The organism is Bradyrhizobium sp. (assembly GCF_036009065.1).
Classification (GTDB): Bacteria; Pseudomonadota; Alphaproteobacteria; order Rhizobiales; family Xanthobacteraceae; genus Bradyrhizobium.
Genome location: NZ_DASYMN010000057.1, coordinates 1 through 22,463, shown reverse-complemented (window position 1 = coordinate 22,463; position 22,463 = coordinate 1). Strand labels below are relative to the sequence as shown.

The 22,463-nt window shown below is 61.0% G+C and carries 20 protein-coding genes and 1 pseudogene; 19 read left to right on the top strand and 2 right to left on the bottom strand.

Going from position 1 to position 22,463, the window contains the following annotated elements; all coding sequences use genetic code 11:
* A partial coding sequence (locus VGP39_RS03920) for an acetate--CoA ligase family protein (RefSeq protein ID WP_327566793.1) occupies positions 1 to 888 on the bottom strand: 888 nt, incomplete at its 3' end.
* A gap of 208 nt (positions 889 to 1,096) precedes the next feature.
* On the opposite strand from VGP39_RS03920, the gene VGP39_RS03915 reads away from it, so the two are divergent.
* From VGP39_RS03915 to VGP39_RS03855, 13 genes are all read left to right on the top strand, one after another.
* Positions 1,097 to 1,828 carry a GntR family transcriptional regulator gene (locus VGP39_RS03915; RefSeq protein ID WP_327566792.1) on the top strand — a complete coding sequence of 244 codons (732 nt, stop codon included), beginning with the start codon at positions 1,097 to 1,099 and terminating at the stop codon, positions 1,826 to 1,828.
* 61 nt (positions 1,829 to 1,889) lie between these two features.
* Complete coding sequence (gene oxc / locus VGP39_RS03910; protein WP_327566791.1) at positions 1,890 to 3,629, top strand: oxalyl-CoA decarboxylase; 1,740 nt, start codon at positions 1,890 to 1,892, stop codon at positions 3,627 to 3,629.
* A gap of 48 nt (positions 3,630 to 3,677) precedes the next feature.
* Positions 3,678 to 4,955, top strand: coding sequence for a formyl-CoA transferase (frc, locus tag VGP39_RS03905; protein WP_327566790.1), 1,278 nt, complete (start codon positions 3,678 to 3,680; stop codon positions 4,953 to 4,955).
* Between the two features lie 143 nt (positions 4,956 to 5,098).
* Positions 5,099 to 5,284: a hypothetical protein gene (locus VGP39_RS03900; protein ID WP_327566789.1), complete on the top strand. Its 186-nt coding sequence runs from the start codon at positions 5,099 to 5,101 to the stop codon at positions 5,282 to 5,284.
* A 448-nt stretch (positions 5,285 to 5,732) separates the two neighbouring features.
* The gene (locus VGP39_RS03895; protein WP_327566788.1) at positions 5,733 to 6,746 is read left to right on the top strand and encodes a tripartite tricarboxylate transporter substrate binding protein; all 1,014 of its coding nucleotides are present in this window, start codon (positions 5,733 to 5,735) and stop codon (positions 6,744 to 6,746) included.
* A gap of 80 nt (positions 6,747 to 6,826) precedes the next feature.
* Positions 6,827 to 7,324: a tripartite tricarboxylate transporter TctB family protein gene (locus VGP39_RS03890; protein ID WP_327566787.1), complete on the top strand. Its 498-nt coding sequence runs from the start codon at positions 6,827 to 6,829 to the stop codon at positions 7,322 to 7,324.
* A gap of 40 nt (positions 7,325 to 7,364) precedes the next feature.
* Positions 7,365 to 8,864 carry a tripartite tricarboxylate transporter permease gene (locus VGP39_RS03885; RefSeq protein WP_327566786.1) on the top strand — a complete coding sequence of 500 codons (1,500 nt, stop codon included), beginning with the start codon at positions 7,365 to 7,367 and terminating at the stop codon, positions 8,862 to 8,864.
* Positions 8,865 to 9,093: 229 nt separating this feature from the next.
* Positions 9,094 to 10,383, top strand: a complete 1,290-nt coding sequence (gene oxlT / locus VGP39_RS03880) for an oxalate/formate MFS antiporter (protein WP_327566785.1) — start codon at positions 9,094 to 9,096, stop codon at positions 10,381 to 10,383.
* A 299-nt stretch (positions 10,384 to 10,682) separates the two neighbouring features.
* Positions 10,683 to 11,114 (top strand): CBS domain-containing protein, encoded by a 432-nt coding sequence (locus VGP39_RS03875; protein WP_327566784.1) that lies wholly within the window; start codon positions 10,683 to 10,685, stop codon positions 11,112 to 11,114.
* 103 nt (positions 11,115 to 11,217) lie between these two features.
* The gene (locus VGP39_RS03870) at positions 11,218 to 12,240 is read left to right on the top strand and encodes a 2-dehydropantoate 2-reductase (protein WP_327566783.1); all 1,023 of its coding nucleotides are present in this window, start codon (positions 11,218 to 11,220) and stop codon (positions 12,238 to 12,240) included.
* A 116-nt stretch (positions 12,241 to 12,356) separates the two neighbouring features.
* Positions 12,357 to 13,661: a sugar ABC transporter substrate-binding protein gene (locus VGP39_RS03865; protein WP_327566782.1), complete on the top strand. Its 1,305-nt coding sequence runs from the start codon at positions 12,357 to 12,359 to the stop codon at positions 13,659 to 13,661.
* 15 nt (positions 13,662 to 13,676) lie between these two features.
* Positions 13,677 to 14,603 (top strand): sugar ABC transporter permease, encoded by a 927-nt coding sequence (locus VGP39_RS03860; protein WP_327566781.1) that lies wholly within the window; start codon positions 13,677 to 13,679, stop codon positions 14,601 to 14,603.
* Positions 14,603 to 15,466, top strand: a complete 864-nt coding sequence (locus tag VGP39_RS03855) for a carbohydrate ABC transporter permease (protein ID WP_327566780.1) — start codon at positions 14,603 to 14,605, stop codon at positions 15,464 to 15,466. The genes VGP39_RS03860 and VGP39_RS03855 overlap by 1 nt, the downstream gene beginning before the upstream one ends.
* 372 nt (positions 15,467 to 15,838) lie before the next feature.
* Here VGP39_RS03855 and VGP39_RS03850 read toward each other — a convergent pair whose 3' ends face one another.
* Complete coding sequence (locus tag VGP39_RS03850; RefSeq protein WP_327566779.1) at positions 15,839 to 16,039, bottom strand: hypothetical protein; 201 nt, start codon at positions 16,037 to 16,039, stop codon at positions 15,839 to 15,841.
* A 385-nt stretch (positions 16,040 to 16,424) separates the two neighbouring features.
* Here VGP39_RS03850 and VGP39_RS28110 point away from each other — a divergent pair, with 385 nt between their 5' ends.
* From VGP39_RS28110 to VGP39_RS03820, 6 genes and pseudogenes are all read left to right on the top strand, one after another.
* Positions 16,425 to 17,390: an MEDS domain-containing protein gene (locus VGP39_RS28110; protein ID WP_414644555.1), complete on the top strand. Its 966-nt coding sequence runs from the start codon at positions 16,425 to 16,427 to the stop codon at positions 17,388 to 17,390.
* Positions 17,363 to 17,740, top strand: coding sequence for an EAL domain-containing protein (locus VGP39_RS28105; RefSeq protein ID WP_414644556.1), 378 nt, complete (start codon positions 17,363 to 17,365; stop codon positions 17,738 to 17,740). Before VGP39_RS28110 ends, VGP39_RS28105 begins: the two co-directional genes overlap by 28 nt.
* A 169-nt stretch (positions 17,741 to 17,909) precedes the next feature.
* On the top strand, positions 17,910 to 18,905 hold the full coding sequence (locus VGP39_RS03835; protein WP_327566778.1) for a nitronate monooxygenase family protein: 996 nt from the start codon (positions 17,910 to 17,912) through the stop codon (positions 18,903 to 18,905).
* A 230-nt stretch (positions 18,906 to 19,135) separates the two neighbouring features.
* Positions 19,136 to 20,110, top strand: a complete 975-nt coding sequence (locus VGP39_RS03830) for a zinc-binding dehydrogenase (RefSeq protein WP_327566777.1) — start codon at positions 19,136 to 19,138, stop codon at positions 20,108 to 20,110.
* Positions 20,111 to 20,324: 214 nt separating this feature from the next.
* Entirely contained in the window at positions 20,325 to 21,707 is a 1,383-nt protein-coding gene (locus tag VGP39_RS03825) for a cation-efflux pump (RefSeq protein ID WP_327566776.1), read from the top strand.
* Positions 21,708 to 22,005: 298 nt separating this feature from the next.
* Positions 22,006 to 22,463: pseudogene (locus VGP39_RS03820) on the top strand (PAS domain-containing sensor histidine kinase); the annotation flags it as partial.

The following is a 22,463-nucleotide window of genomic DNA, read 5'->3' as shown; positions in this document are numbered from 1 at the left end:
ATGGATCGGATAGATCTCGCCCTTGTAGCCGCCGTTGATCAGGTTCTTCATCACCGAGTTGCCGATCTTGCCGGTCTCGGCGGAGGCGCCGATCACCGCCACCGACTTCGGCTTCATGATGCGGTTCATCTGGCGCACGATATCGTCGTGGTTCGGACGCGGACGCGGCGGTTTTGGGTCGAAATCGACCACAATGCGGACGTCGGCGGCAATCGCGTCCGATTTGGTCGCGAACACCGGATTGAGGTCCATCTCGGAAATTTCCGGGAAGTCGGTAATGAGCTGCGAGACGTTGACGATGATGTCGGCGATCGCATCGCGGTTGGTGGGATCGCTGCCGCGCACGCCTTTGAGCATCTCGTGGGCCTGGATGCCGTCCAGCATCGACAGCGCGTCCTGTTTGGTGGCGGGCGCAAGGCGGAAGGTGATATCTTTCAGCACCTCGACCAGCACGCCACCGAGACCAAACGCCACCAGCTTGCCGAACGATCCGTCGGTCACCGCACCGATGATGACTTCCTGACCGCCCAGCAGCATCTGCTGCACCTGGATGCCTTCGATCTTGGCATCCGACTTGTATTTCTTGGCGTTCGCCAGGATCGCCGCATGATTCTTTTCGACATCGGCGGCGGTCTTGACGCCCACCATCACGCCGCCGGCCTCGGTCTTGTGCAGGATGTCCGGCGAGACGATTTTCATCACCACCGGAAAACCCATGTCGCTCGCGAGCTTGACCGCCTCGGCCGCGGATTTCGCCACGCCTTCCCTGGGAACCGGGATGCCATAGGCGTCGCAGACCAGTTTGCCCTCGGGCGCCGTGAGACTGCTGCGCTTGTCCGCTTTCACCGCGTCGAGAATCTTGCGAACCGCATCCTTGGAATGAGACATTGGCTTCTCCCTGACGTCCGTTTCTTTGGTAAAATTGCCCGACGAGCGGCTTTATGGCATTTGGTATGCCAGAAACAAGCTTGTCAAGTCACCCTCGCCCCGGCGAACGCCGAAAACAAGGGCAACTTGACATGGTGGTATCTGGTATGCCAAAAAACGAGCGGATTTATTCTGCTATTAAGACGTCTCCTGTTGGAGGAGACCAGTCATGCCCGCACGGAAACAAACCAAGGCGCCACCCATCATGGCTGAAGCAGAAATTGCAATCGTCCGCATTGCACCGGAGACCAGCTTCAAAAACAAGGCCTATGAAGCCTTGAAGGAAGCCATTCTGAAGATGGACATCTACGCCACGCCTGAGCAGGTCATGCTCGACGAGCGCGCGTTGTCGGAGCGTCTCGGCGTCAGCCGCACGCCGATCCGCGAAGCGATCGCGATGCTGGAGCAGGACGGTTTTGTGAAAACCGTGCCGCGCCGCGGCATCGTCGTGGTGCGCCGGACCAAGACGGAGATCGTCGACATGATCCGCGCCTGGGCCGCGCTCGAGAGCATGGCGGCGCGGCTGATCACCACCACCGCGCGCAAAAAAGACATCTCCGCGCTGCGCGACTTCTTCAAGCATTTCGGCAAGGACCGCCTGCCGCAGGACCATGTCGAGGAATATTCCAAGGCCAACATCGCCTTCCACCAGGCGCTGATTTCGCTGAGCGAATCGCCTGTTCTGGTCGACATGACCAACGACATCCTGCTGCATGTGCGCGGCTACCGGCAATTGACCATCGGACGCGTCGATCGCACCGCGACCTCGCTGCCCGAGCATCTGGCTATCATCGAAGCGCTCGAGGAGCGCGATACCGAGCTCGCTGAAAAGCGCGCGCGCGACCACACGCTGGGGCTCGCGGCCTATGTCGAGGCGCACGGCCAGGAACTGTTCAACTAGACCTTTTTACAGAAGACGATGAACTCGTCCGAACCAAGAAAACGATCAGGGAGAAGGCGGAATGTCCGCAACAGTACAGAGCATTGCCGCAAATACCACTGAGGCCGAACGCGAGCAGACCGACGGCTTCAACCTCATTATCGATGCGCTCAAGCTCAACGGCCTCACCACCATCTATGGCGTGCCCGGCATCCCGATCACCGACTTCGGCCGCATGGCTCAGGCCGCGGGCATCCGCGTCATCTCGTTCCGTCATGAGCAGAACGCCGGCTATGCGGCGTCGATCGCAGGTTACCTGACCAAAAAGCCCGGCGTGTGTCTCACGGTGTCGGCGCCGGGCTTTCTCAACGGCCTGACCGCGCTCGCCCACGCCACCACCAACTGTTTTCCGATGATCCTGATCTCCGGCTCGTCCGAACGCGAGATCGTCGACCTGCAGCAGGGCGACTATGAAGAGATGGATCAGCTTGCGATCGCCAAGCCGCTGTGCAAGGCGGCGTTCCGTGTGCTGCACGCGCAGGACATCGGCATTGGTCTCGCGCGTGCCATCCGCGCCGCGGTTTCGGGCCGTCCAGGCGGCGTCTATCTCGACCTGCCCGCAAAACTGTTCGGCCAGGTGATGGATGCGGAGGCGGGCCGGCAGTCGCTGGTGAAAGTGATCGACCCGGCGCCAGCGCAGATTCCTTCACCCGATTCGATCAAGCGCGCACTCGATGTGCTCAAGAGCGCCAAGAAGCCGTTGATCATTCTCGGCAAGGGTGCGGCCTATGCCCAGGCCGACGACGCGATCCGCCAACTGGTCGAAAAGAGCGGCATTCCCTTCCTGCCGATGAGCATGGCCAAGGGCCTGCTCCCCGACACCCATCCGCAATGCGCGGGTGCCGCGCGCTCGACCGTGCTCGCGCAATCCGATGTCGTGATGCTGATCGGCGCGCGTTTGAACTGGCTGCTGTCGCACGGCAAGGGCAAGGCCTGGGGCACCGAACCGAAGAAATTTATCCAGATCGATATCGAGCCGAAGGAAATGGATTCGAACGTCGAGATCGTCGCCCCGGTCGTCGGCGACATCGGCTCGTGCGTTGCGGCGATGCTCGACGCGAAGGGTGAGGACCCCTTCCCGTTGAAGGTGGCCGACTGGATCAAGACGGTGGCCAGCAAGCGTGACGAGAACGTCGCCAAGATGGCGCCGCGGCTGATGAACAACAACGTGCCGATGGATTACCACGGCGCGCTCGGCGTGCTGCGCACCATCGTCAAGGAGCGGCCGGACGCCATCCTGGTCAACGAAGGCGCCAACACTCTCGATCTGGCGCGCGGCATCGTCGACATGTATCAGCCGCGCAAGCGCATCGACGTCGGCACCTGGGGCATCATGGGCATCGGCATGGGCTATTGCATCGCCGCGGCGATCGAAACCGGCAAGCCCGTGCTCGCGATCGAAGGCGACAGTGCATTCGGCTTTTCCGGCATGGAGGTCGAGACGATCTGCCGCTACAAGCTGCCGGTTTGTATCGTCATCTTCAACAATGACGGCATCTATCGCGGCACCGACGTCAATTCCGTCAGTTCCGACCCGGCGCCGACCGTTTTCGTCAAGGGTTCGCGCTACGACAAGATGATGGAAGCGTTTGGCGGCGTCGGCGTCAATGCGACCAGCCCCGATGAACTCAAGCGCGCCGTCAATGCCGCGATGGATAGCGGCACGCCGACCCTCATCAACGCGGTGCTGGATCCTGCGGCCGGCAGCGAGAGCGGCCGTATCGGCAATCTCAATCCGCAGAGCAAGCTGAAGAAGAAATGACGTCCCCTACCGTGGGCAGGACGATATCGATTTAACGGAGCAAGACAAATGACCAAGGCGCTGAAGGGCGTTCGCATCCTCGATTTCACCCACGTCCAGTCGGGACCGACCTGCACGCAGTTGCTGGCCTGGTTCGGCGCCGACGTGATCAAGGTCGAGCGCCCCGGCGTCGGCGATATCACGCGCGGTCAGCTGCGCGACGTGCCGAACGTCGACAGCCTGTATTTCACCATGCTGAACCACAACAAGCGCTCGATCACGCTCGACACCAAGAACCCGAAGGGCAAGGAAGTGCTGACCGCGCTGATCAAGAGCTGCGACGTGCTGGTAGAGAATTTCGGGCCCGGCGTGCTCGACCGCATGGGATTTCCGTGGGAGAAAATCCAGAGCATCAATCCGAAAATGATCGTGGCCTCGATCAAGGGTTTTGGGCCCGGTCCATATGAAGACTGCAAGGTCTATGAGAACGTCGCGCAATGCACCGGCGGCTCGGCATCGACCACCGGATTCCGCGACGGCCTGCCGCTGGTCACCGGCGCGCAGATTGGCGACAGCGGCACCGGGTTGCACCTGGCGCTCGGCATCGTCACCGCGCTTTATCAGCGCACCATGACCGGCAAAGGCCAGAAGGTCACCGCCGCGATGCAGGACGGCGTGCTCAATCTTGCACGCGTAAAACTGCGCGACCAGCAGCGCCTCGCCCATGGTCCGCTCACGGAATACAGCCAGTACGGCGAGGGAATTCCGTTTGGCGACGCCGTGCCGCGCGCGGGCAACGATTCCGGCGGCGGCCAGCCCGGCCGCATCCTCAAATGCAAGGGCTGGGAGACCGATCCCAACGCCTACATCTATTTCATCACCCAGGCGCCGGTGTGGGAGAAGATCTGCGACGTGATCGGCGAGCCGGGCTGGAAGACCCATCCCGACTACGCCAAGCCGCCAGCCCGGCTGTCGCGTTTGAATCTTATTTTCGCGCGCATCGAGCAATGGACCATGACCAAGACCAAGTTCGAGGCCATGGATATCCTCAACAAGGACGACATTCCCTGCGGCCCGATCCTGTCGATGAAGGAACTGATCGAGGACCAGTCGCTGCGCGCCACCGGCACCATCGTCGAAGTCGATCACCCCGAGCGCGGCAAATACTTCTCGGTCGGTAACCCGATCAAGATGTCCGAAAGCCCGAGCGAAGTGACGCGCTCGCCGCTGCTCGGCGAACATACCGACGAAATCCTGCGCCAGGTGCTGGGCTTCAGCGACCACCAGGTCGCGGAGATCCACGATTCCGGCGCGCTGGATCCGCCGCGGAAGGTTGCGGCTGAATAGGCGGCGCCCCACGAATCGTCATTGCGAGCGAAGCGAAGCAATCCAGGGCCGCAAGAGCAGACTGGATTGCTTCGTCGCAAGTGCTCCTCGCAATGACGCATTATCTTCAGGTTCAGTTTGTTGGGTGACGCAGGAGACGATTCATGAAGCGAACTGAACTCGTTGCCCTTTCTCGCGCCGCCGTCCGGCGGGCAGCCTCGAATCAGATCGGTGTGATTGGACCGACTAAAAAGCAGCTTGAGAAGCTGGCGGAACACAAAAAAAGAAAGAGGCCGCCAAACAACCTCAGCGCGTTAGTGCTCGGCGCACAGCATCCTGACATCCTATGAAATTCCGACAGGCAATCGTCTCGAATTAATACTTTCGACGAATGGGCCGGCTTACCGGAGCATTTTTGCAACGGCTGGCGCCGCGCGCCCATGCAACCCTGCGGCATTTTGGACCACCCCGCCTACAATTGCTTGCGCTCTGGCATAATGCATACAAGAGTATGCGGCGGCAGCGCTGAATCTCAAAAAAACAAAAAACGCGCCCTTGGGAACACGATGAAGGTGTAAGCCGTACGGCGTCAATGCGATGGGCACCTGCCAACCCGAGCGCATTCAACTTTTGTCCTGCTATCGCGCGCGGCAGCCTGCTCACATGGTAGTCGCCGTCGCTGCGACACACGCGGGGCGCGCGGGCGACCGAACGATGCTAGAATCGCACGGCTCAAGACAGCCTGTGCCAAAACGCCGGCCAAAGACCGGAGTAGTCAGAATTGGATGGGAGAGAAACATGAAACAATCTGCCTCACATATTGCGCTTAGCGCGGTCGCCGTATTGTGCGCGAGCGGTTTCACGGCGCCTGCCGTTGCCGCCTGGGAGCCGGTGCGGCCGGTCGAATTCATCGTTCCCGCCGGCACCGGCGGCGGCGCCGATCAGATGGCCCGGACCATCCAGGGCATCGTCACCAAGCACAATCTGATGAAGCAGCCGATGGTGGTCATCAACAAATCCGGCGGCGCCGGCGGCGAAGGCTTCCTCGATCTGAAGACGTCGGCCGGCAATCCGCACAAGATCGTCATCACCCTGTCGAATCTGTTCACCACCCCGCTCGCAACCGGAATTCCTTTCAGCTGGAAGGATCTCACTCCGGTCGCGATGCTGGCGCTCGACGAGTTCGTGCTATGGGTCAATGCCGAGAAGCCGTACAAGGACACGAAAGATTTCGTCGACGCGTTGAAGAAAGCGCCGCCCGGCACCATGAAGATGGGCGGCACCGGATCGAAACAGGAAGACCAGATCATCACGGTAGCGCTTGAAAAAGCCACCGGCACCAAGTTGACCTACATCCCCTACAAGGGCGGCGGAGAAGTCGCGGTTCAGCTGGTCGGAAACCACGTCGATTCGACGGTCAACAATCCGATCGAGGCGGTCGCGCAATGGCGCGGCGGCAAGCTCCGTCCGCTTTGCGTGTTCGATGCCAAGCAGATGACCTATGACGAGCAGATTGCGGACGGCAAGGGCTGGAAAGATATTCCGACCTGCAAGTCGCAGGGCCTCGACATCGAATATCTGATGCTGCGCGGCATTTTCATGTCGCCCAAGGCCACCAAGGATCAGGTCGACTATTACATCGACCTGTTCACAAAGGTGCGCGCCACTCCCGAGTGGCAGGACTTCATGAAGAGCGGCGCGTTCAACACGACCTTCCTCACCGGAGCCGATTATGCCAAGTGGGTCGAGGTCGAGGAAAAGCGCCACGAAGGCCTGATGAAAGAGGCCGGTTTCCTCGCTACAGGAAACTGATCGACGGAAGCTGATCGACCGCAAACCGGTGCACAGCGCGAACGGCGGGCATGGAATTCGCAAGCCCGCATGGAGTTTCCATGACTACGCATAGCTCAGATAACGCCGGCCCATCGCACAAGGCGGTGGAAGCCGGCGTCACGCTGCTGATCGCGCTGTTCGGCGTGATCGTGATTGTCGGCAGCGTCAAGGCTGGAATCAACTGGGGCGCGGAAGGTCCGCGCGCCGGGTTCTTTCCGTTCTATATCGGAATTTTCATCGTGGTTTCCAGCGCGGTCAATCTATGGAACACGTTGCGCGACAATAACGATGGCCTTTTCGCGGAGTGGGGACAGCTTCGTCAGGTGATGAGCGTGGTCGTTCCCACGGCGATCTATGTCGGTTCCATGCCGTTCACCGGCCTCTATGTCGCGTCAATCGTCTTCATCGGGTGGTTCATGCGATGGCTCGGCAAATACAGCTGGCCCGTTGTCCTCGGCGTGGCATTCGGCATGCCCATCGTCACCTACTTCATTTTCGAGCGTTGGTTTCTGGTCCCGCTTCCCAAGGGTCCGATCGAGGAATGGCTCGGTCTCTAGCGTCGTCGTGCGTCGGCTTTCGTTTTCAGGACTTGGATAGATGGAAGAAATCGTCAATCTTTTTCACGGCTTTGCGGTAGCGCTGCAGCCCTTCAACATTATGGTGATGATCGTCGGCATCGTGCTCGGCGTCATCATCGGCGTGCTTCCGGGACTGGGCGGCGCCAACGGCGTGGCGATCCTGCTGCCGCTGACCTTCAGCATGCCGCCGACGTCGGCCATCATCATGCTGTCCTGTATCTATTGGGGCGCGTTGTTCGGCGGCGCCATCACCTCGATTCTTTTCAACATACCCGGTGAACCCTGGTCGGTGGCGACGACGTTCGACGGCTATCCGATGGCGCAGCGGGGCAAGGCCGGCGAAGCCTTGACGGCGGCCTTCACCTCCTCCTTCGTCGGCGCCCTGTTCGCCGTCATCATGATCACGCTTGTCGCGCCGCTGGTCGCGAGCTTCGCGCTGCAATTCGGGCCCGCGGAAAAATTCGCGGTGTACTTTCTCGCCTTTTGCAGTTTCGTCGGCTTGAGCAAGGAACCGCCTTTCAAGACCATTGCGGCAATGATGGTCGGCTTTGCGCTCGCGGCCGTGGGGCTCGACTCCATCACCGGCCAGTTGCGCCTGACATTCGGCTTCACCGAACTGCTCAATGGCTTCGACTTCCTGATCGCCGTGATCGGCCTGTTTGGCATCGGCGAAATCCTGCTGACGATGGAGGAAGGTCTGAGCTTCCGCGGCGGCAACGCAAAGATCAATTTGCAGGTGGTGCTGCAGACCTGGAAGGAATTGCCCAAGTACTGGATCACCTCGTTGCGCTCCTGCGTCATCGGCTGCTGGATGGGCATTACGCCGGCGGGCGCGACGCCGGCGTCCTTTATGAGTTACGGCATTGCCAAGCGTGTCTCGAAGAACGGCAACAATTTCGGCAAGGGCGAAATCGAAGGCGTGATCGCACCGGAAACGGCGGCCCATGCGGCGGGGACGGCGGCGTTGTTGCCGATGCTTTCGCTCGGCGTGCCCGGCTCCCCGACGGCTGCCGTTCTGCTCGGCGGGCTGCTGATCTGGGGCCTGCAGCCGGGTCCGATGTTGTTTGTCGAGCAGAAGGAATTCGTCTGGGGCCTGATCGCCTCGATGTACCTGGGCAATCTCGTCGGACTGTTCGTGGTGCTCACCTGCGTGCCGATCTTCGCCGCGATCCTGCGCGTTCCTTTCAGCATCATCGCGCCGCTCATCCTGGTGCTTTGCGCGATCGGCGCCTATTCGGTCCACTCAAGCACGTTCGACGTGATGCTGATGCTGGTGTTCGGCGTGGTCGGCTACCTGCTCAAGAAGTGCAACTACCCGCTCGCCCCGCTGGTGCTGGCCATCGTGCTCGGCGACAAGGCGGAAGAGGCATTCCGGCAGTCGCTGCTGGGGTCGCAAGGCTCGCTCGGCGTGTTCTTTTCCAACACGCTGGTCAGCACCATCATGATCCTTGGACTGATCGCGCTGTTCTGGTCCGTGATCCAGCAAGGCTACACCCGCCTGCGAGCCGCGGCGGCCTGATTAGGCGGCAATAGCAGCCGGCGGAGCATCCTGCCGTCTTTACGCAGCGAACGCGTGCCGCCGGACGGGCTGAACTCGCCGTCTCGCGCCGATTTTCCCCGTACTTCCGCCACAGCCGAACGCGTATACTGCGACAAAATGTCAAGATTTCTCTTGTCTACTGGCATATCATATACCAGTATGCCGCTGAGAAAGCTGTCGCATAAGAACGAACAGCGCCGGAGGAAATATGACGGATATGGTTCATGGAGCGGCTCCTGCAGCCGCGCGGGTAAGCGACGCATATCGTTGGACGCAACTGGCTGTCGGCGTCGCCGCCATGGTGATGATCGCCAACTATCAATATGGCTGGACGTTCTTCGTCCCCGACATCGAGAAGCAATTCGGATGGGATCGCGCGTCGATCCAGTGGGCGTTCACGCTGTTCGTGCTGTTCGAGACCTGGCTGGTGCCGGTCGAAGGCTGGTTCGTCGATAAATACGGCCCGCGAATCGTGGTTCTGTTAGGCGGCATCCTGTGCGCCATCGGATGGGTGATCAACGCGCAAGCCACCAGCCTCAACGGTTATTACTTCGGCATGATCGTCGCGGGCATCGGAGCGGGCGGCGTCTACGGCACCTGCGTCGGCAATGCGCTGAAATGGTTTCCGGACAAACGCGGCCTCGCCGCCGGCATCACCGCGGCGGGATTCGGCGCGGGCTCCGCGCTGACGGTGGCGCCGATCCAGGCCATGATCAAGGATTCCGGCTTCCAGGCCACCTTCCTTTATTTCGGTCTCGGGCAAGGCATCCTGATCGTGATTCTCGCCTTCTTCCTGTTCGCGCCGAAGCCCGGACAGGTCCCCGCGGTGGTTCAGAACGTAAACCTGCAGCAGACGCGGCGTAACTACGCGCCGATGGAAGTGATCCGCAGTCCGATTTTCTGGCTGATGTACTTCATGTTCGTGATCGTCGGCGCCGGCGGATTGATGGTGACCGCCAACCTCAAGCCCATCGCCGTCGACTGGAAGGTCGATGCCATCCCGGTCACCTTGGTCGGAATGACGATGACGGCGGTGACATTCGCCGCGACCATCGACCGTGTCCTCAACGGCCTGACGCGTCCGTTCTTCGGCTGGATCTCCGACATGATCGGCCGCGAGAACACGATGTTCATCGCCTTTGGCATCGAAGGCGTCGGCATCTGGGCACTGTACATGCTGGGCCACGATCCGGTCTGGTTCGTGATCCTTTCCGGCCTGGTGTTCTTCGCCTGGGGTGAGATCTACTCGCTCTTCCCATCGACCTGCACCGACACCTTCGGCGCGAAATTCGCCACCACCAATGCCGGCCTGCTTTATACGGCCAAAGGCACCGCGGCCCTGCTGGTGCCTTTGGCGAACTACATGCAGCAGTCGTCGGGGACCTGGGACGCTGTGTTCCTGATCGCCGCCGGCGCGAATATCCTCGCCTCGGTGCTCGCCATCGTGGTGCTCAAGCCGTGGCGCAAAGTGGTGGTCGCCAGGTCGCAGGTGGCTTAACCCCTCCGCAGGACCTGAAAAAAGCGCGCTCATCATTCAGATGGGCGCGCTTTTTGTGCCGGCGTTTTGAATGCCGAACAGTTCCGAACAAAATATCCTCCGGCCTGGTATACCTGCGGTTCTCCAGCGCGGCGGCAGTCAGCATGTGATAGGCTGGCGTTAATGGCGTGACGCTCAAAAACGTCAGTATTGCTGCCTCTTCTTCATCTTAAACTCGAGGACAACCATCGACGATTCAGTTTGACAATTGGCATAATGTATACCACCATAGAGTTGCCAACGACCTTAAGGAGGTTGCGATGAAAGTCGGAGACATCCTGCGCAAGAAAAGCACCCGCATCGCGACGGTGCGCATGAACGAGACCGTCGCCATTGCCGCCCAGTTGATGCGCGCCGGCGACGTCAGCGCCCTGGTGGTCAAGGACGTCGTCCGCACCGAGGGCAATACTTGCGCCGGCATGTTCACCGAGCGCGACGTGGTCCGCGCCATCGCCGAGCACGGCGCGGCCGGCGTCAATCTCAAGGTTTCGCAGTTGATCTCGGTGCAGGAGCTGATTTCGTGTCAATCGACTGACACGCTCGATCACGTCCGGCATCTGATGAACAGGCACCAGATCCGGCATGTGCCCGTCATCGACGACTACACCCTGATCGGTGTGATCACCATCCAGGACATCAGCACCGCGCTCGAAAATAACGGCAACGACGCGCAGCATTCCGCGGTCGCCTGAGGCGCCGCCTCATAAGGCCAAGCGCCCCGTCGCCGAGACAGCCTCTCATCGATCCATGATCGGTTCCTGCCGGGACCTGTACGCGCTTGCCTAAAGAACAACAGTGAAAATTTGCATTTACGGCGCCGGGGCAATCGGCGGCTATCTCGGTGTCAAGCTGGCACAGGCCGGGGCCGACGTCAGCCTGGTCGCGCGCGGCGCCCACCTCGCGGCGATGCAGGCCGACGGGCTCAAACTGCTGATCGGCGATGAAGAGCACGTAGCGCGACCGCGCTGTACCGACAATCCCGCCGAGCTCGGACCGCAGGATGTCGTCATTATCTGCCTGAAGGCGCATTCCATCACCGGCGTGATCGAAGCGATGAAGCCGCTGCTCCGACCGCACACACGCATCGTCACCGCGGTGAACGGCATCCCCTATTGGTACTTCTACAAGCACGGTAACGCGTGCGAAGGCTCGAGATTGGAGAGCATCGATCCCGGCGGACGGCAATGGCGCGAACTCGGCCCTGAGCGGGCCATCGGCTGCATCGTCTATCCGGCGACCGAGATCGAGGCGCCCGGCGTGATCCGCCATGTCTACGGCAACCGCTTTCCGCTCGGCGAGCCTTCGGGAGAAAAAAGTTCGGATGTCGAGCGGCTGTCCGCGCTATTCGTCGTGGCCGGACTGCAGGCGCCGGTGCTGGATCGCATTCGCGATGAAATCTGGCTGAAACTGTGGGGCAATGTTTGCCTCAATCCGATCAGCGCCCTCACCCATGCGACGCTGGATGTGATCTGCTCCGATCCGGCGACGCGCGCGCTGTCGAAAGCGATCATGCTGGAGACGCAAACCATCGCCGAAACCTTCGGCATCCAATTCCGCGTCGATGTCGAACGCAGGATCGAAGGCGCGCGCAAGGTCGGCGCGCACAAGACCTCGATGCTGCAGGATCTCGAACGCAGCCGGCCGATGGAGATCGATCCGCTGGTGACGGTGGTCCAGGAAATGGGACGCCTCACCCGCATCCCGACGCCGTCGATCGACGCGGTGCTGGCGCTGGTCGCACAGCGCGCGAAAATCGCCGGATTGTATGACGGCGTTCCCGCGCAGCCGGCGGAGGCAAAGGTTGCGGTTCTTGCATGATCGCGTTGCCCTGATCGGCGACGTGAATCTCATTTGACCGCGCACCTTCTCCCGCCCGGAATGCTATGGCATGATGGCACGAGAGCCGAAAAGGCCTGGCTATCGGGAGGCCCAAAATGGATGAGCGCCGTTCGCTAACTCGTCGCAAGCTGCTGCACACCCTTGCCGGCACCGGCGTCATCGCTGCAGCCGATCTGGCCTGGTGGGATGCTCCGTATATTGGCCCGCGCAAGGCGTGGGGCGCCGAGCCGGTTCGTTTTCAATGGAGCGTTCCCGAACCGACGCGGATCGCGCTGATCAACTCGCTGGTCGAGCGTTTCAATCAGTCGCAAAAGGATTTCGCGGTGCAGGTCGAATATGTGCCGCAGGCGCAGGCGCGTCAGAAGCTGATCAGCTCGATCGCGGGTGGAAGTCCGCCCGACCTCTGCCAGGTCTGGGACAACTGGGTCGGCCAGTTCAACGGAATGGGCGCGGTCGAGGACATCACCGCGCGCGCAAAATCCTGGAAGCATTTTGCGGATGTCGCGCCGACGGCGTGGCAGACCGTGACGATCAACGACAAGATCATCTCGCTTCCGCTCTCGGTGACGCTCGACGGGATTTACTACCGCACCGACCGCCTGAAAGAACTCGGCCTCAAGGAGCCGACACCGGACTGGACCTGGGACGAATTCCTCGCCATCGCCAAAGCCTTCACCAAGGCGGACAAGAACCAGTACGGCTACGGGATGCGCGGCAGCGGCACCTGGGCGCTGCTTTATCCCAGCGAATTCGCCTATGCCAACGGCGCCGAAGTGCTCAAGGACGGCAAGGTGGCAATCAATTCCAAGGAAGCCATCGACGCGGTGGCCTGGTATGTCGACCTTGCGCTCAAGCACAAGGTCACGCCGCCGAGCGCGGCGACCGACGGATTCGTCGAAATCGTCGAAACCTTCGGGCGCGGCGTCACCAGCATGTACCAGCACAATTCCGGCTCGGCCGGCCAGCAGAAGAAGAACGTCGGCGCCGGCAACTTCGCCACGCTGCCGCTGCCGATCGGTCCAGCCAAGAAGCGCGCCTCGTTCTGGTTCTCCGAGACGCTCACCATGTTCAAGGGCGCCAGGAACAAGGAAGGCGCGTGGCAATTCATGAGCTTCATGCTCGAGGAAGAGCCGAGCCTCAAATACTGCGCGACGCTCGGCCTTCTGCCGGCGCGCAAGTCGATCCTTGAGAAGCCGGAATTCGCCAAGGACCCGGCTCAGGCGGGCTTCGTGAACTCATTCCCGATCGGGATCGTCAGTCCCTATCTCGCTTACCCCGGCTGGGGCGGCAGGATAGACTCCGATGGCGTGCCGCTGATCCAGCAGGCGATCCTCGGAAAAATCTCCGCGAAAGAGTGCCTCGATCGCTTCGCCGACATCCTGAAGAAGGAAATGTCGTAAGCGTCGGGAACGATCATGACCACGCTCCCTTTGGCAAGGCCCCGCACCCGCCCGCTGATCAGCTGGCGGGTGCGCAAGCTCCTGATCGGCTATGCATACCTCGTCCCGGCAGCACTCTGCCTGCTCGCCACCGTCGTGGTGCCGATCATCCTCGCGATCAAGATGAGCCTGTTCGCCGACGTATTGTACAAGCCGCAGGACTACCGCTTGATAGGGCTCGGCAACTACGTCCGCCTTGTTCAGGACCCGGTGTTCTGGCTGACGCTGTGGAATTCCGTGGTCTGGGTGTTCGGCTCGGTCATCCTGCAATTCGTGTTCGGATTTGCCGCCGCCCTGCTGCTGCAGCAGGCTTTTACGGGGCGCGCTTTGGTGCGCACGCTCACGCTGCTGCCCTGGATCATCCCGGGAGTCGTGGTGGGACTGATCTGGCAGTGGCTGTATCAGCCGAATTACGGCGTCATCAATGACCTCTTGATCCGTGCCGGCTGGATGCAGGAGCGCATCGCCTGGCTGTCGTCGCCGGACTTCGCGATGGCGGCGGTCGTCTTCACCAATGTCTGGCGCGGAATTCCGTTCTTCGCCATCATGCTGCTGGCCGGGCTCCAGGCGGTACCGGACGAGCTCTACGAAGCCGCCCATGTCGATGGCGCCGGCGTGCTGGCGCGTTTCTGGCACATCACCGTGCCGTTGCTACGGCCCATCATCGTCGTCGCGACCGCGACGCGGATCATCTGGACCTTCAACTATGCCGACCTGATCTTCGTCATGACCGGCGGCGGCCCGGCCAATGCCACGCAGATCACGTCGACCTACACTCTTCTGCAGGCTTATTCGAGCCTCGACTTCGGTTACGCCGGCGCGCTCTCGGTTGTGCTCCTGCTGGTGATGCTGGCATTCACGACCGTCTATCTCCGCGTCACCAAAGGCGTCGAGGAAACCTGATGACACGACACCATGCATCGAGCGACCTTGCCGAGCGATTGCTGCGCGGCCCGGTGGTGTGGATCGGCCTCGTGCTGCTTACCGCCTTTGCGCTCGGGCCGTTCATCTGGATGTTGCTCACGTCGCTGAAGGACCGGCAGGAACTCTACGCCACGCCGTTGCAGTACCTGCCGGTGCATCCCACCTTCGCGAATTATGTCGATGCCTGGACCTCGCCGGTCACGCCATTCAGCCGGTTCTTCTTCAATAGCCTCTGGGTGTGTTCGGTCACGATGGTCGCCACCACGCTGGTGTCGGTGCTTGCCGGCTATGCAATCGCCCGCTTTCGTTTCGCCGGGCGCGATGCGCTATTGCTCATCTTCCTTGCCACCCAGATGTTTCCGAGCGTTCTGCTGATCGCCCCGCTGCTGACGCAATGGCGCGCGCTCGGCCTCATCGATACCTACCAGGCGCTGATCTACTCGAATTTCTCCTTTACGGTGCCGTTCACGGTATGGATGATGGTCGGTTATTTCAGCTCGATTCCGCGCGACCTCGAGGAAAGCGCGATGATTGACGGCTGCAATCACTTCGGCGCGCTTTGCCGTATCGTGTTGCCGCTCGCAGCCCCCGGCATCGCGGCGACCGCCATTTTCGCGTTCGTCGTATCGTGGAGCGAACTGCTGTTCGCGATCTCGTTCACGACCGAGACCAGCATGCGCACGCTGTCAGCGGGACTGCTCTACATGGTCGGGCAGTACGAGGTGCAATGGGGGCCGCTGTCGGCCGGCGTCATCTTAAGCACAATCCCCGTGGCAGTGCTGTTCGGCTTTCTGCAGCGGCATTTGATCCACGGGCTCACCGCGGGAGCGGTCAAGGGTTGAAACCTATCTCGCTTTCAGCCGTGCGGCACGTAGACCTACGTTCTCGAAGGCAGTCTGGTCGACAAGGGAGGCCCGGCGCAGGGCATCGAATGTAAGGCCACCGGCAAGCGTTGAGACCCTCAACTCAACTCTTATTGGAAGCGTGTCGCAGAACCATTTCCGAAAGTTGAACGACGAGAGCTCTTAGCGATCTGTTTTCTTCCTGACAAGATTTCAGCGTGCGCGCGTTTCGTGCCCGGTCCTTCAAATCCGGCCAGAGCGTAGACAGACTTTGTTCGGGGACTGTTCTGAGGTTGCTCTGCGCATGTTCGGCGTCGTGCGTTCGCCTCTTCATTGCGATTGGTCTCCTATTGCCAAGCTTTCCACACGGCTTTATTCCGAACCGGGAACAATCGCTGTTTTCAGGTAGCTTTCTGTTTCTTCTTCAGAGCCCTTCGCTTCAGAGTCGCGGTGAGCTTCAAGGGTTTGTGCGGAGCATTGCCGGCGCCGCGCATTCCGATGCGGGAACTCGCTTGCTTTTCGCTGCATCCACTTGCTGACATGGTCTTCATTGTTTTCCAATCCAGTTTCCATTTCCCAGTATTCCAGAAGTCTCCGATCGATGTAACTGGTATGATTACGGGAAAAAACTTCGGAAGCTATTTGAGAACGGAGTGACCGAGACCGCTTTCGAACCAGTTATCGGCGTACCGGAGTTGATCGCGCGCGAAGCGCCGCCGTCATTTGCAGTCACCGCGTAGCTGGCGCTCGCTTTTTGCCGGACGTCGAACCTCCAATCCGGCCGCGGGCGCTTACAGGTTGCAAAATCAAACATAGTATCGCAGGACGAAAGCTGGCGCGCAGGTATAGTCAGCAGCTTTTGCCGTTCAAGCCATTGCCGAAGGGCGTTATTGAGCGCAAGATAGGCGAGAGATTGCAGTTACTATTGTTTGTCGAGCGAGATGATTGCGGAGCCACAATGAAGGCCTCCGGGCGACCAAGGTGGCGTAAACCACCGGCTGGACATTCCCATCCGCGCGGTTCTTCCAATCACAATGGCCCGACGCCGCTGCGTAGCACCGGCATTCGCGTCGCGGATGCGATGCCGTGGGGCGCGCACATCTGCCTGTTTTACGAGACGAAGCACGATCTGCTCGACACGAACGCCGCCTATATCAAGGCCGGCCTCGACGACAACGAGTATTGCGTTTGGGCGATCTCGCAACCGATCACGCAGGAGGACGCTTGGGCTGCGTTGCGTCGTGATGTTCCTGATCTCGATGGTCGCATAGCGGCAAACCAACTGGAGATCCTCCCCGGTTACAATTGGTATCTCCAAGGCGGCGAAGTCGATTCAAAAAAGATCACCAGCGGCTGGCATGAAAAATTGCAGTTCGCTCTCGACAAGGGCTTCGACGGGTTGCGGATCAGCGGCAACGCATTCTGGATGGAAAACAATCTCTGGAAGGAGTTTTGCGAATACGAACACGAATTGGCCGAAATGATGCAGGACTGGCCAATGCTTGTGCTGTGCACCTATGCGCTCGGCGCCAGCCGTGCGGTCGATCTACTCGACGTTGCGCGCGCCCACCATTTCACGGTCGCCCGGCGGCGAGACCAATGGGAATTTCTGGAAACGCCCGAACTCAAGCAGGCGAAGCGCGAGATCAAGAACCTCAGCGGCGCCTTGTTCGTGCTATCGCGGCCGTTCCCGGGTCACGAGCTGTTGACAGCGCGCGAGCGAATTGTCCTGGCTTACATCGTGCGCGGCGCCTCCAGCAAGGAGACGGCGCGCTCGCTCGATGTCAGTCCCCGGACGATCGAGTTCCATCGTGCAAATATCATGCAGAAACTCGGCGCCAAGAACGCCGTGAATTTGGTGCATATCGTGAAGCCACCCAGCATCATTGCGATGTCATTGCGCGTCTGCGAGCGCTCGGACTGAAACTTGCGATCGACGATTTCGGAACCGGTTATTCATCGCTCAGCTATCTTACCAACTTTCCGGTTGACCGGATCAAAATTGCGCAGGAGCTGATCTTCCAACGCACCACGGAAATCCGGCACGCAACGGTGGTTCGCGCCGCGATTCATTTGGCGGAACACCGACTTGATTGCGGAAGGCGTCGAAATGCCGGTCAGGCGCGGTACTTGTCGTCGGCGGGCTGCAAATTCGCGCAGGGTTACTATTTCAGCCGCCCGGTTGACGCCGCACAGGCCACACATTTGCTGCGAGGAGGCCTCATTGTCCGCTCTCGCCGCCCGCCGCACCCGGAGACAGCGGTGGCCGCCTGACCTTGGTCAAGAAAGCCGGGCTGGCAAATTGAGTGTTCGAAGGTAACTTCTGGTGACTGTTATTGGCACAATGGTGAATGCCATTGCAGCAGTGGACATTTACGGAATGTGACGGCATCCTCCCCCTGAAAGTGCGCGGTTAATCGCGCCGGGAAATAAAGAGGGCCGAATGATCAAGACGCGATTTACCGAACTGGTCGGGGTTGAGCATCCGATCGTGCAGGGCGGCATGCAGTGGGTCGGCCGCGCCGAGTTGGTCGCCGCCGTAGCCAATGCCGGCGCGCTCGGTTTTATTACCGCGCTGACGCAGCCGACGCCCGAAGACCTCACCAAGGAAATCGCGCGCTGCCGCGGCCTCACCGACAAGCCGTTCGGCGTCAACCTCACCATCCTGCCGTCGATAAAACCGCCGCCTTACGCGGAATACCGCCAGGCCATCATCGAGAGCGGCATCAAGATCGTCGAGACCGCCGGCAACAAGCCGCAGGAACACGTCACCGAATTCAAGAAGCACGGCATCGTGGTCGTGCACAAATGCACCAGCGTGCGCCACGCGCTGTCGGCGGAACGGATGGGCGTCGATGCAATCTCGATCGACGGCTTTGAATGCGCCGGCCATCCCGGCGAAGACGACACTCCGGGCCTGATCCTGATTCCGGTCGCCGCCGACAAGGTCAAGATCCCGATGATCGCGTCCGGCGGTTTTGGCGACGGCCGCGGCTTGGTCGCGGCATTGGCGCTGGGCGCCGAGGGCATCAACATGGGCACGCGGTTTATGTGCACCAGGGAGAGCCCGATCCATCAATTGATCAAGGAAAAGATCGTCGCCAATGACGAGCGCGAGACCGAGCTGATTTTCCGCACCATGCGCAACACCTCGCGCGTCGCTAAAAACGCGGTCAGCACCAAGGTGGTGGCGATGGAAAAGGAAGGCGCCACCTTCGAGCAGGTGCGCGATCTCGTCGCCGGCGCGCGCGGCAAGATGGTCTACTCAACCGGCAACGCCGATGAAGGCATCTGGTCCGCGGGGCAAGTGCAGGGATTGATCCACGACATCCCGAGTTGCGCCGAACTCATCTTGCGCATCATGCGTGACGCCGAAGCCATCATCCAGCGCCGGTTTCAAGGCATGATGTCCGGCAGCCGGCGCGAAGCCGCGGAATAATCCGTCATTGTGAGTACTCCGTCATTGCGAGGAGCCCTTGCGACGAAGCAATCCAGAACCGAATGCGTCATACGCGGGCTTGACCCGCGTATCCATCTTCTGCGCAAGTAGTCTTTTTCGAAGAAGATGGATGGCCGGGTCAAGCCCGGCCATGACGAAAGAAAGCTGGATTGCTTCGCTTACGCTCGCAATGACAATCGATAGACTCCTGTTACTGAGAGAATGCCCCGATGAAAGCCTTCGTTTACGGCGCCAACGGCGCTGAAATCACCGATGTTGCAAAGCCCTCCCCTACGGCGACGCAGGTGCTGGTCCGCGTCCGCGCCAATGGCCTCAACCGCGCCGATCTCGGCATGACCAAGGGCCACGCCCACGGCAGCGCCGGCGGCGTCGGCGCCGTGCTCGGCATGGAGTGGGCCGGAGAAGTCGCCGAACTCGGTCCCGACGCCAAGGGCGTCAAAGTCGGCGACCGGGTGATGGGCTCGGGCGCCGCCGCCTTCGCGGAGTATACGCTGGCGGATCACGGCCGGCTGTTCCATATCCCGTCGTCCTCGAACATGAGTTTTGAGGAAGCGGCCACCTACCCCGTCGCGCTCGCGACCATGCACAACGCGGTGGTCACCAACGGCGGATTGCAGCCCGGCCAATCCGTGCTGATTCAGGGCGCCAGCTCCGGCGTCGGCCTGATGGCGATGCAGATCGCGAAACAGAAGGGCGCCAAACTCGTCATTGGTTCGTCCACCGACGAGACGCGTCGCGAGCGCCTAAAAGAGTTCGGAGCCGACCTCGCGGTGGATTCCTCCGATCCCGGCTGGGTCGATCAGGTGCTCAAGGCGACGGATGGCAAGGGCGTCGACCTGATCGTCGACCAAGTCTCCGGCAAGGTCGCCAACCAGAATCTTGCGGCCACCAAAATCCTCGGCCGCATCGTCAATGTCGGCCGGCTCGGCGGCACCCACGGCGATTTCAATTTTGATCTGCATGCCGCCCGCCGCATCCATTATATCGGCGTCACCTTCCGCACCCGCTCGATCGAGGAAATCCGCGAGATTTTCAACGAGGTCAAAAAGGACATCTGGCCCGCCGTAGAATCGGGCAAGCTGAAGCTGCCGATCGACAAGGTCTATCCATTCGGCAAGATCGCGGAAGCCTTCGAACACATGGAAGCCAACAAGCACCTCGGCAAGATCGTGGTGACGCAGTAGCAGCCACACTTTTCCATCGTCATCCAGAGGAGCCGCGCTCTTGCGCGGCGTCTCGAAGGATGGCCACGGGCGCTTGTGGCCCATCCTTCGAGGCTCGCCGCGAAGTGGGGCGAGCACCTCAGGATGACGCTGCGTTGTGTTGTCGCGAATGAGTAGCGATTGCAGCCTTCAATCTATGCGTTGACGCCAAGCTGTGCCCTGCTAAACCGCGCCGATGAGCGCCCCCATTACCACCATAAAATCCCGCGTCGCCGCGATCTCGATTTTTGCAAGCGCCGGCATGGCCGCGACTAAATTCGTGGTCGGCGTCGCCATCGGCAGCCTCGCGTTGATATCCGAAGCGCTGCACTCCTCGGTGGATCTGGTGGCCACCGTCATCACCTGGCTGGTGGTCAGGGTTTCCGACCAGCCCGCCGATGAGGAACATCACTACGGCCACGGCAAGATCGAGAGCCTGTCGGCGCTCGGCGTGATCGCGCTGCTCTATGTGCTGGCCGGCGGCATCGTAGTGCAGGCCTGGAGCCATCTGCGCGACGGCGCGCCGCCGCCGACGCTGTCCGCGGTGCCGTTCGTGGTTCTGCTGATCGATATCGCCGTCAATTTCTGGCGTGCCCGTGCCCTGCATCGCACTGCGCTCGACACCAAAAGCCAGGCGCTGGAAGCCGACGCGCTGCATTTTGCCTCCGACGTGTTCGGATCGAGCGCGGTGATCATTGGCCTCGCGCTGTCGGGATTCGGCTATGCATGGGGCGATGCCGCCGCCGCCATCGGCGTCGCGATCCTGATCTCCGTGCTCGGCCTGAAGCTGGGGCGCTCCACCATCGAAACCCTGCTCGATCGCGCGCCCGAAGGCGCGGCACGGAAAGCCACCGCCGCGATCAAGGCGGTGCTAGGGGTGATCGACGTCGAACGCTTGCGGGTACGGATGGTCGGCTCGACGCATTTCATCGACGCCATCGTGCAGGTGCCGCGCACTTGGCCCATCGACCGAATCGAGGAGATCAAACGCAAAGCGCAGGACGCCGTCGCCAAGGCGCTCGGCGATGCCGACCTGACATTCACCGCGGTTCCCGTCGCGCGCGACAATGAGAGCGTGCGCGAGCGCATCATGGTGATCGCCCGCAATTCGGGGCTGGCGATCCATCACGTCACCGTGCACGATCTCGGCGGCAAGCTCACCGTCAGCATCGATCTCGAAGTCGACGGCGAGATGCCGCTGACGCAGGCGCACGAGATCGCCCACGACCTGGAGCACAGTATTCGCGACGAGTTCGGCGCCGACGTCGAGGTCGATACCCATATCGAGCCGCTGGAACCCGAATTGCCGCTCGGAACCGACGCGCCGCCGGACCGCGTCGGGGAGATTGCGGCGGCGCTGTCGCGGTTTGCCGCCGATGGCGAGATCCATGACATCCACAATGTCCGGGTCCGTAACACCGATGCCGGCGAGATCGTCAACTTCCACTGCCGCGCTGCCCCCTCGATGAGCGTCATCAAGGTTCATGAGAACGTCGACGCAATCGAACGCGCCTTGCGCCGCGCCTTCCCGAGCGTGAAGCGCGTCATCAGCCATGCCGAACCGCCCTATGCGGAGTGAGGCGGCAACGCTGATCGCTGCGCGAAAGCAGCGGAGACTCTTCACCTCTCCCTTCGGGAGAGGTGAAGAACAGCCGGCGCATGACTCCTTCGTGTAATTGACGTCGGCGTTCTTGTTTCGGACTCACTTCCCGCCAATTTCAGGGTTCCGATTCTCCGTTGGACAAGATTTATTTTGCATTAACGAATCGTTGACTCTCGACAGCGCGGAAAAAACCGATTCAAATCCCTGTGATTCGAGAGTGGCCGGGGGCTCTCTCGAATGGGTGACAATAACAAGTATCTAGGGGGCCAAAGGCATGGCGCGCGCACACGCGGCGAGCCCATGCGTCCAATCCGATTCGATCAAGGGATTGGCGCAGTCGATCGCGAAACCTGCCTATCATCGGCTGTTGATCGCGGAACCGGCGCTCCGCCGCGCGGTCCCTACCCTCATCATCGCATTCCTGATCACCATCTGCATTGGCGCCTTCGTGCAGGTGATCGACCAGAGCCGGCAGAAGCGTGCCTCGATGAAGCGGGATGTGTCGGCGCTGGCCGACCTGCTCGCCGAGCGTCTCGACCGCATCGGCGTCATCAGGCCGGATCGCCAGACGTCGATCGAACGCCTGCAGAAGCTGCTGCCCGATCTCATTCCATCCTGGGGCATCGCGGCGGGACGCCACGTCCTCGTCACCGGCGCCGATGGCCGAATTCTCGCCCGGGTTCCGCTGGAAGCGGAGCTTGGCGACGCCGACCGGATTCTCGACGTCATCAG

Bases quoted from the DNA above. Each gene is read 5' to 3' on its own strand.
- VGP39_RS03900 (WP_327566789.1), top strand. From the start codon at position 5,099: ATGAAGCGAACTGAACTCGTTGCCCTTTCTCGCGCCGCCGTCCGGCGG.
- VGP39_RS03915 (WP_327566792.1), top strand. From the start codon at position 1,097: ATGCCCGCACGGAAACAAACCAAGGCGCCACCCATCATGGCTGAAGCA.
- VGP39_RS28110 (WP_414644555.1), top strand. From the start codon at position 16,425: ATGAAGGCCTCCGGGCGACCAAGGTGGCGTAAACCACCGGCTGGACAT.
- VGP39_RS03875 (WP_327566784.1), top strand. From the start codon at position 10,683: ATGAAAGTCGGAGACATCCTGCGCAAGAAAAGCACCCGCATCGCGACG.
- oxc (WP_327566791.1), top strand. From the start codon at position 1,890: ATGTCCGCAACAGTACAGAGCATTGCCGCAAATACCACTGAGGCCGAA.
- VGP39_RS03850 (WP_327566779.1), bottom strand. From the start codon at position 16,039: ATGGAAACTGGATTGGAAAACAATGAAGACCATGTCAGCAAGTGGATG.
- VGP39_RS03895 (WP_327566788.1), top strand. From the start codon at position 5,733: ATGAAACAATCTGCCTCACATATTGCGCTTAGCGCGGTCGCCGTATTG.
- VGP39_RS03825 (WP_327566776.1), top strand. From the start codon at position 20,325: ATGAGCGCCCCCATTACCACCATAAAATCCCGCGTCGCCGCGATCTCG.
- VGP39_RS03830 (WP_327566777.1), top strand. From the start codon at position 19,136: ATGAAAGCCTTCGTTTACGGCGCCAACGGCGCTGAAATCACCGATGTT.
- VGP39_RS03865 (WP_327566782.1), top strand. From the start codon at position 12,357: ATGGATGAGCGCCGTTCGCTAACTCGTCGCAAGCTGCTGCACACCCTT.
- VGP39_RS03890 (WP_327566787.1), top strand. From the start codon at position 6,827: ATGACTACGCATAGCTCAGATAACGCCGGCCCATCGCACAAGGCGGTG.
- VGP39_RS03860 (WP_327566781.1), top strand. From the start codon at position 13,677: ATGACCACGCTCCCTTTGGCAAGGCCCCGCACCCGCCCGCTGATCAGC.
- VGP39_RS03885 (WP_327566786.1), top strand. From the start codon at position 7,365: ATGGAAGAAATCGTCAATCTTTTTCACGGCTTTGCGGTAGCGCTGCAG.
- VGP39_RS03855 (WP_327566780.1), top strand. From the start codon at position 14,603: ATGACACGACACCATGCATCGAGCGACCTTGCCGAGCGATTGCTGCGC.
- frc (WP_327566790.1), top strand. From the start codon at position 3,678: ATGACCAAGGCGCTGAAGGGCGTTCGCATCCTCGATTTCACCCACGTC.
- VGP39_RS03835 (WP_327566778.1), top strand. From the start codon at position 17,910: ATGATCAAGACGCGATTTACCGAACTGGTCGGGGTTGAGCATCCGATC.
- oxlT (WP_327566785.1), top strand. From the start codon at position 9,094: ATGACGGATATGGTTCATGGAGCGGCTCCTGCAGCCGCGCGGGTAAGC.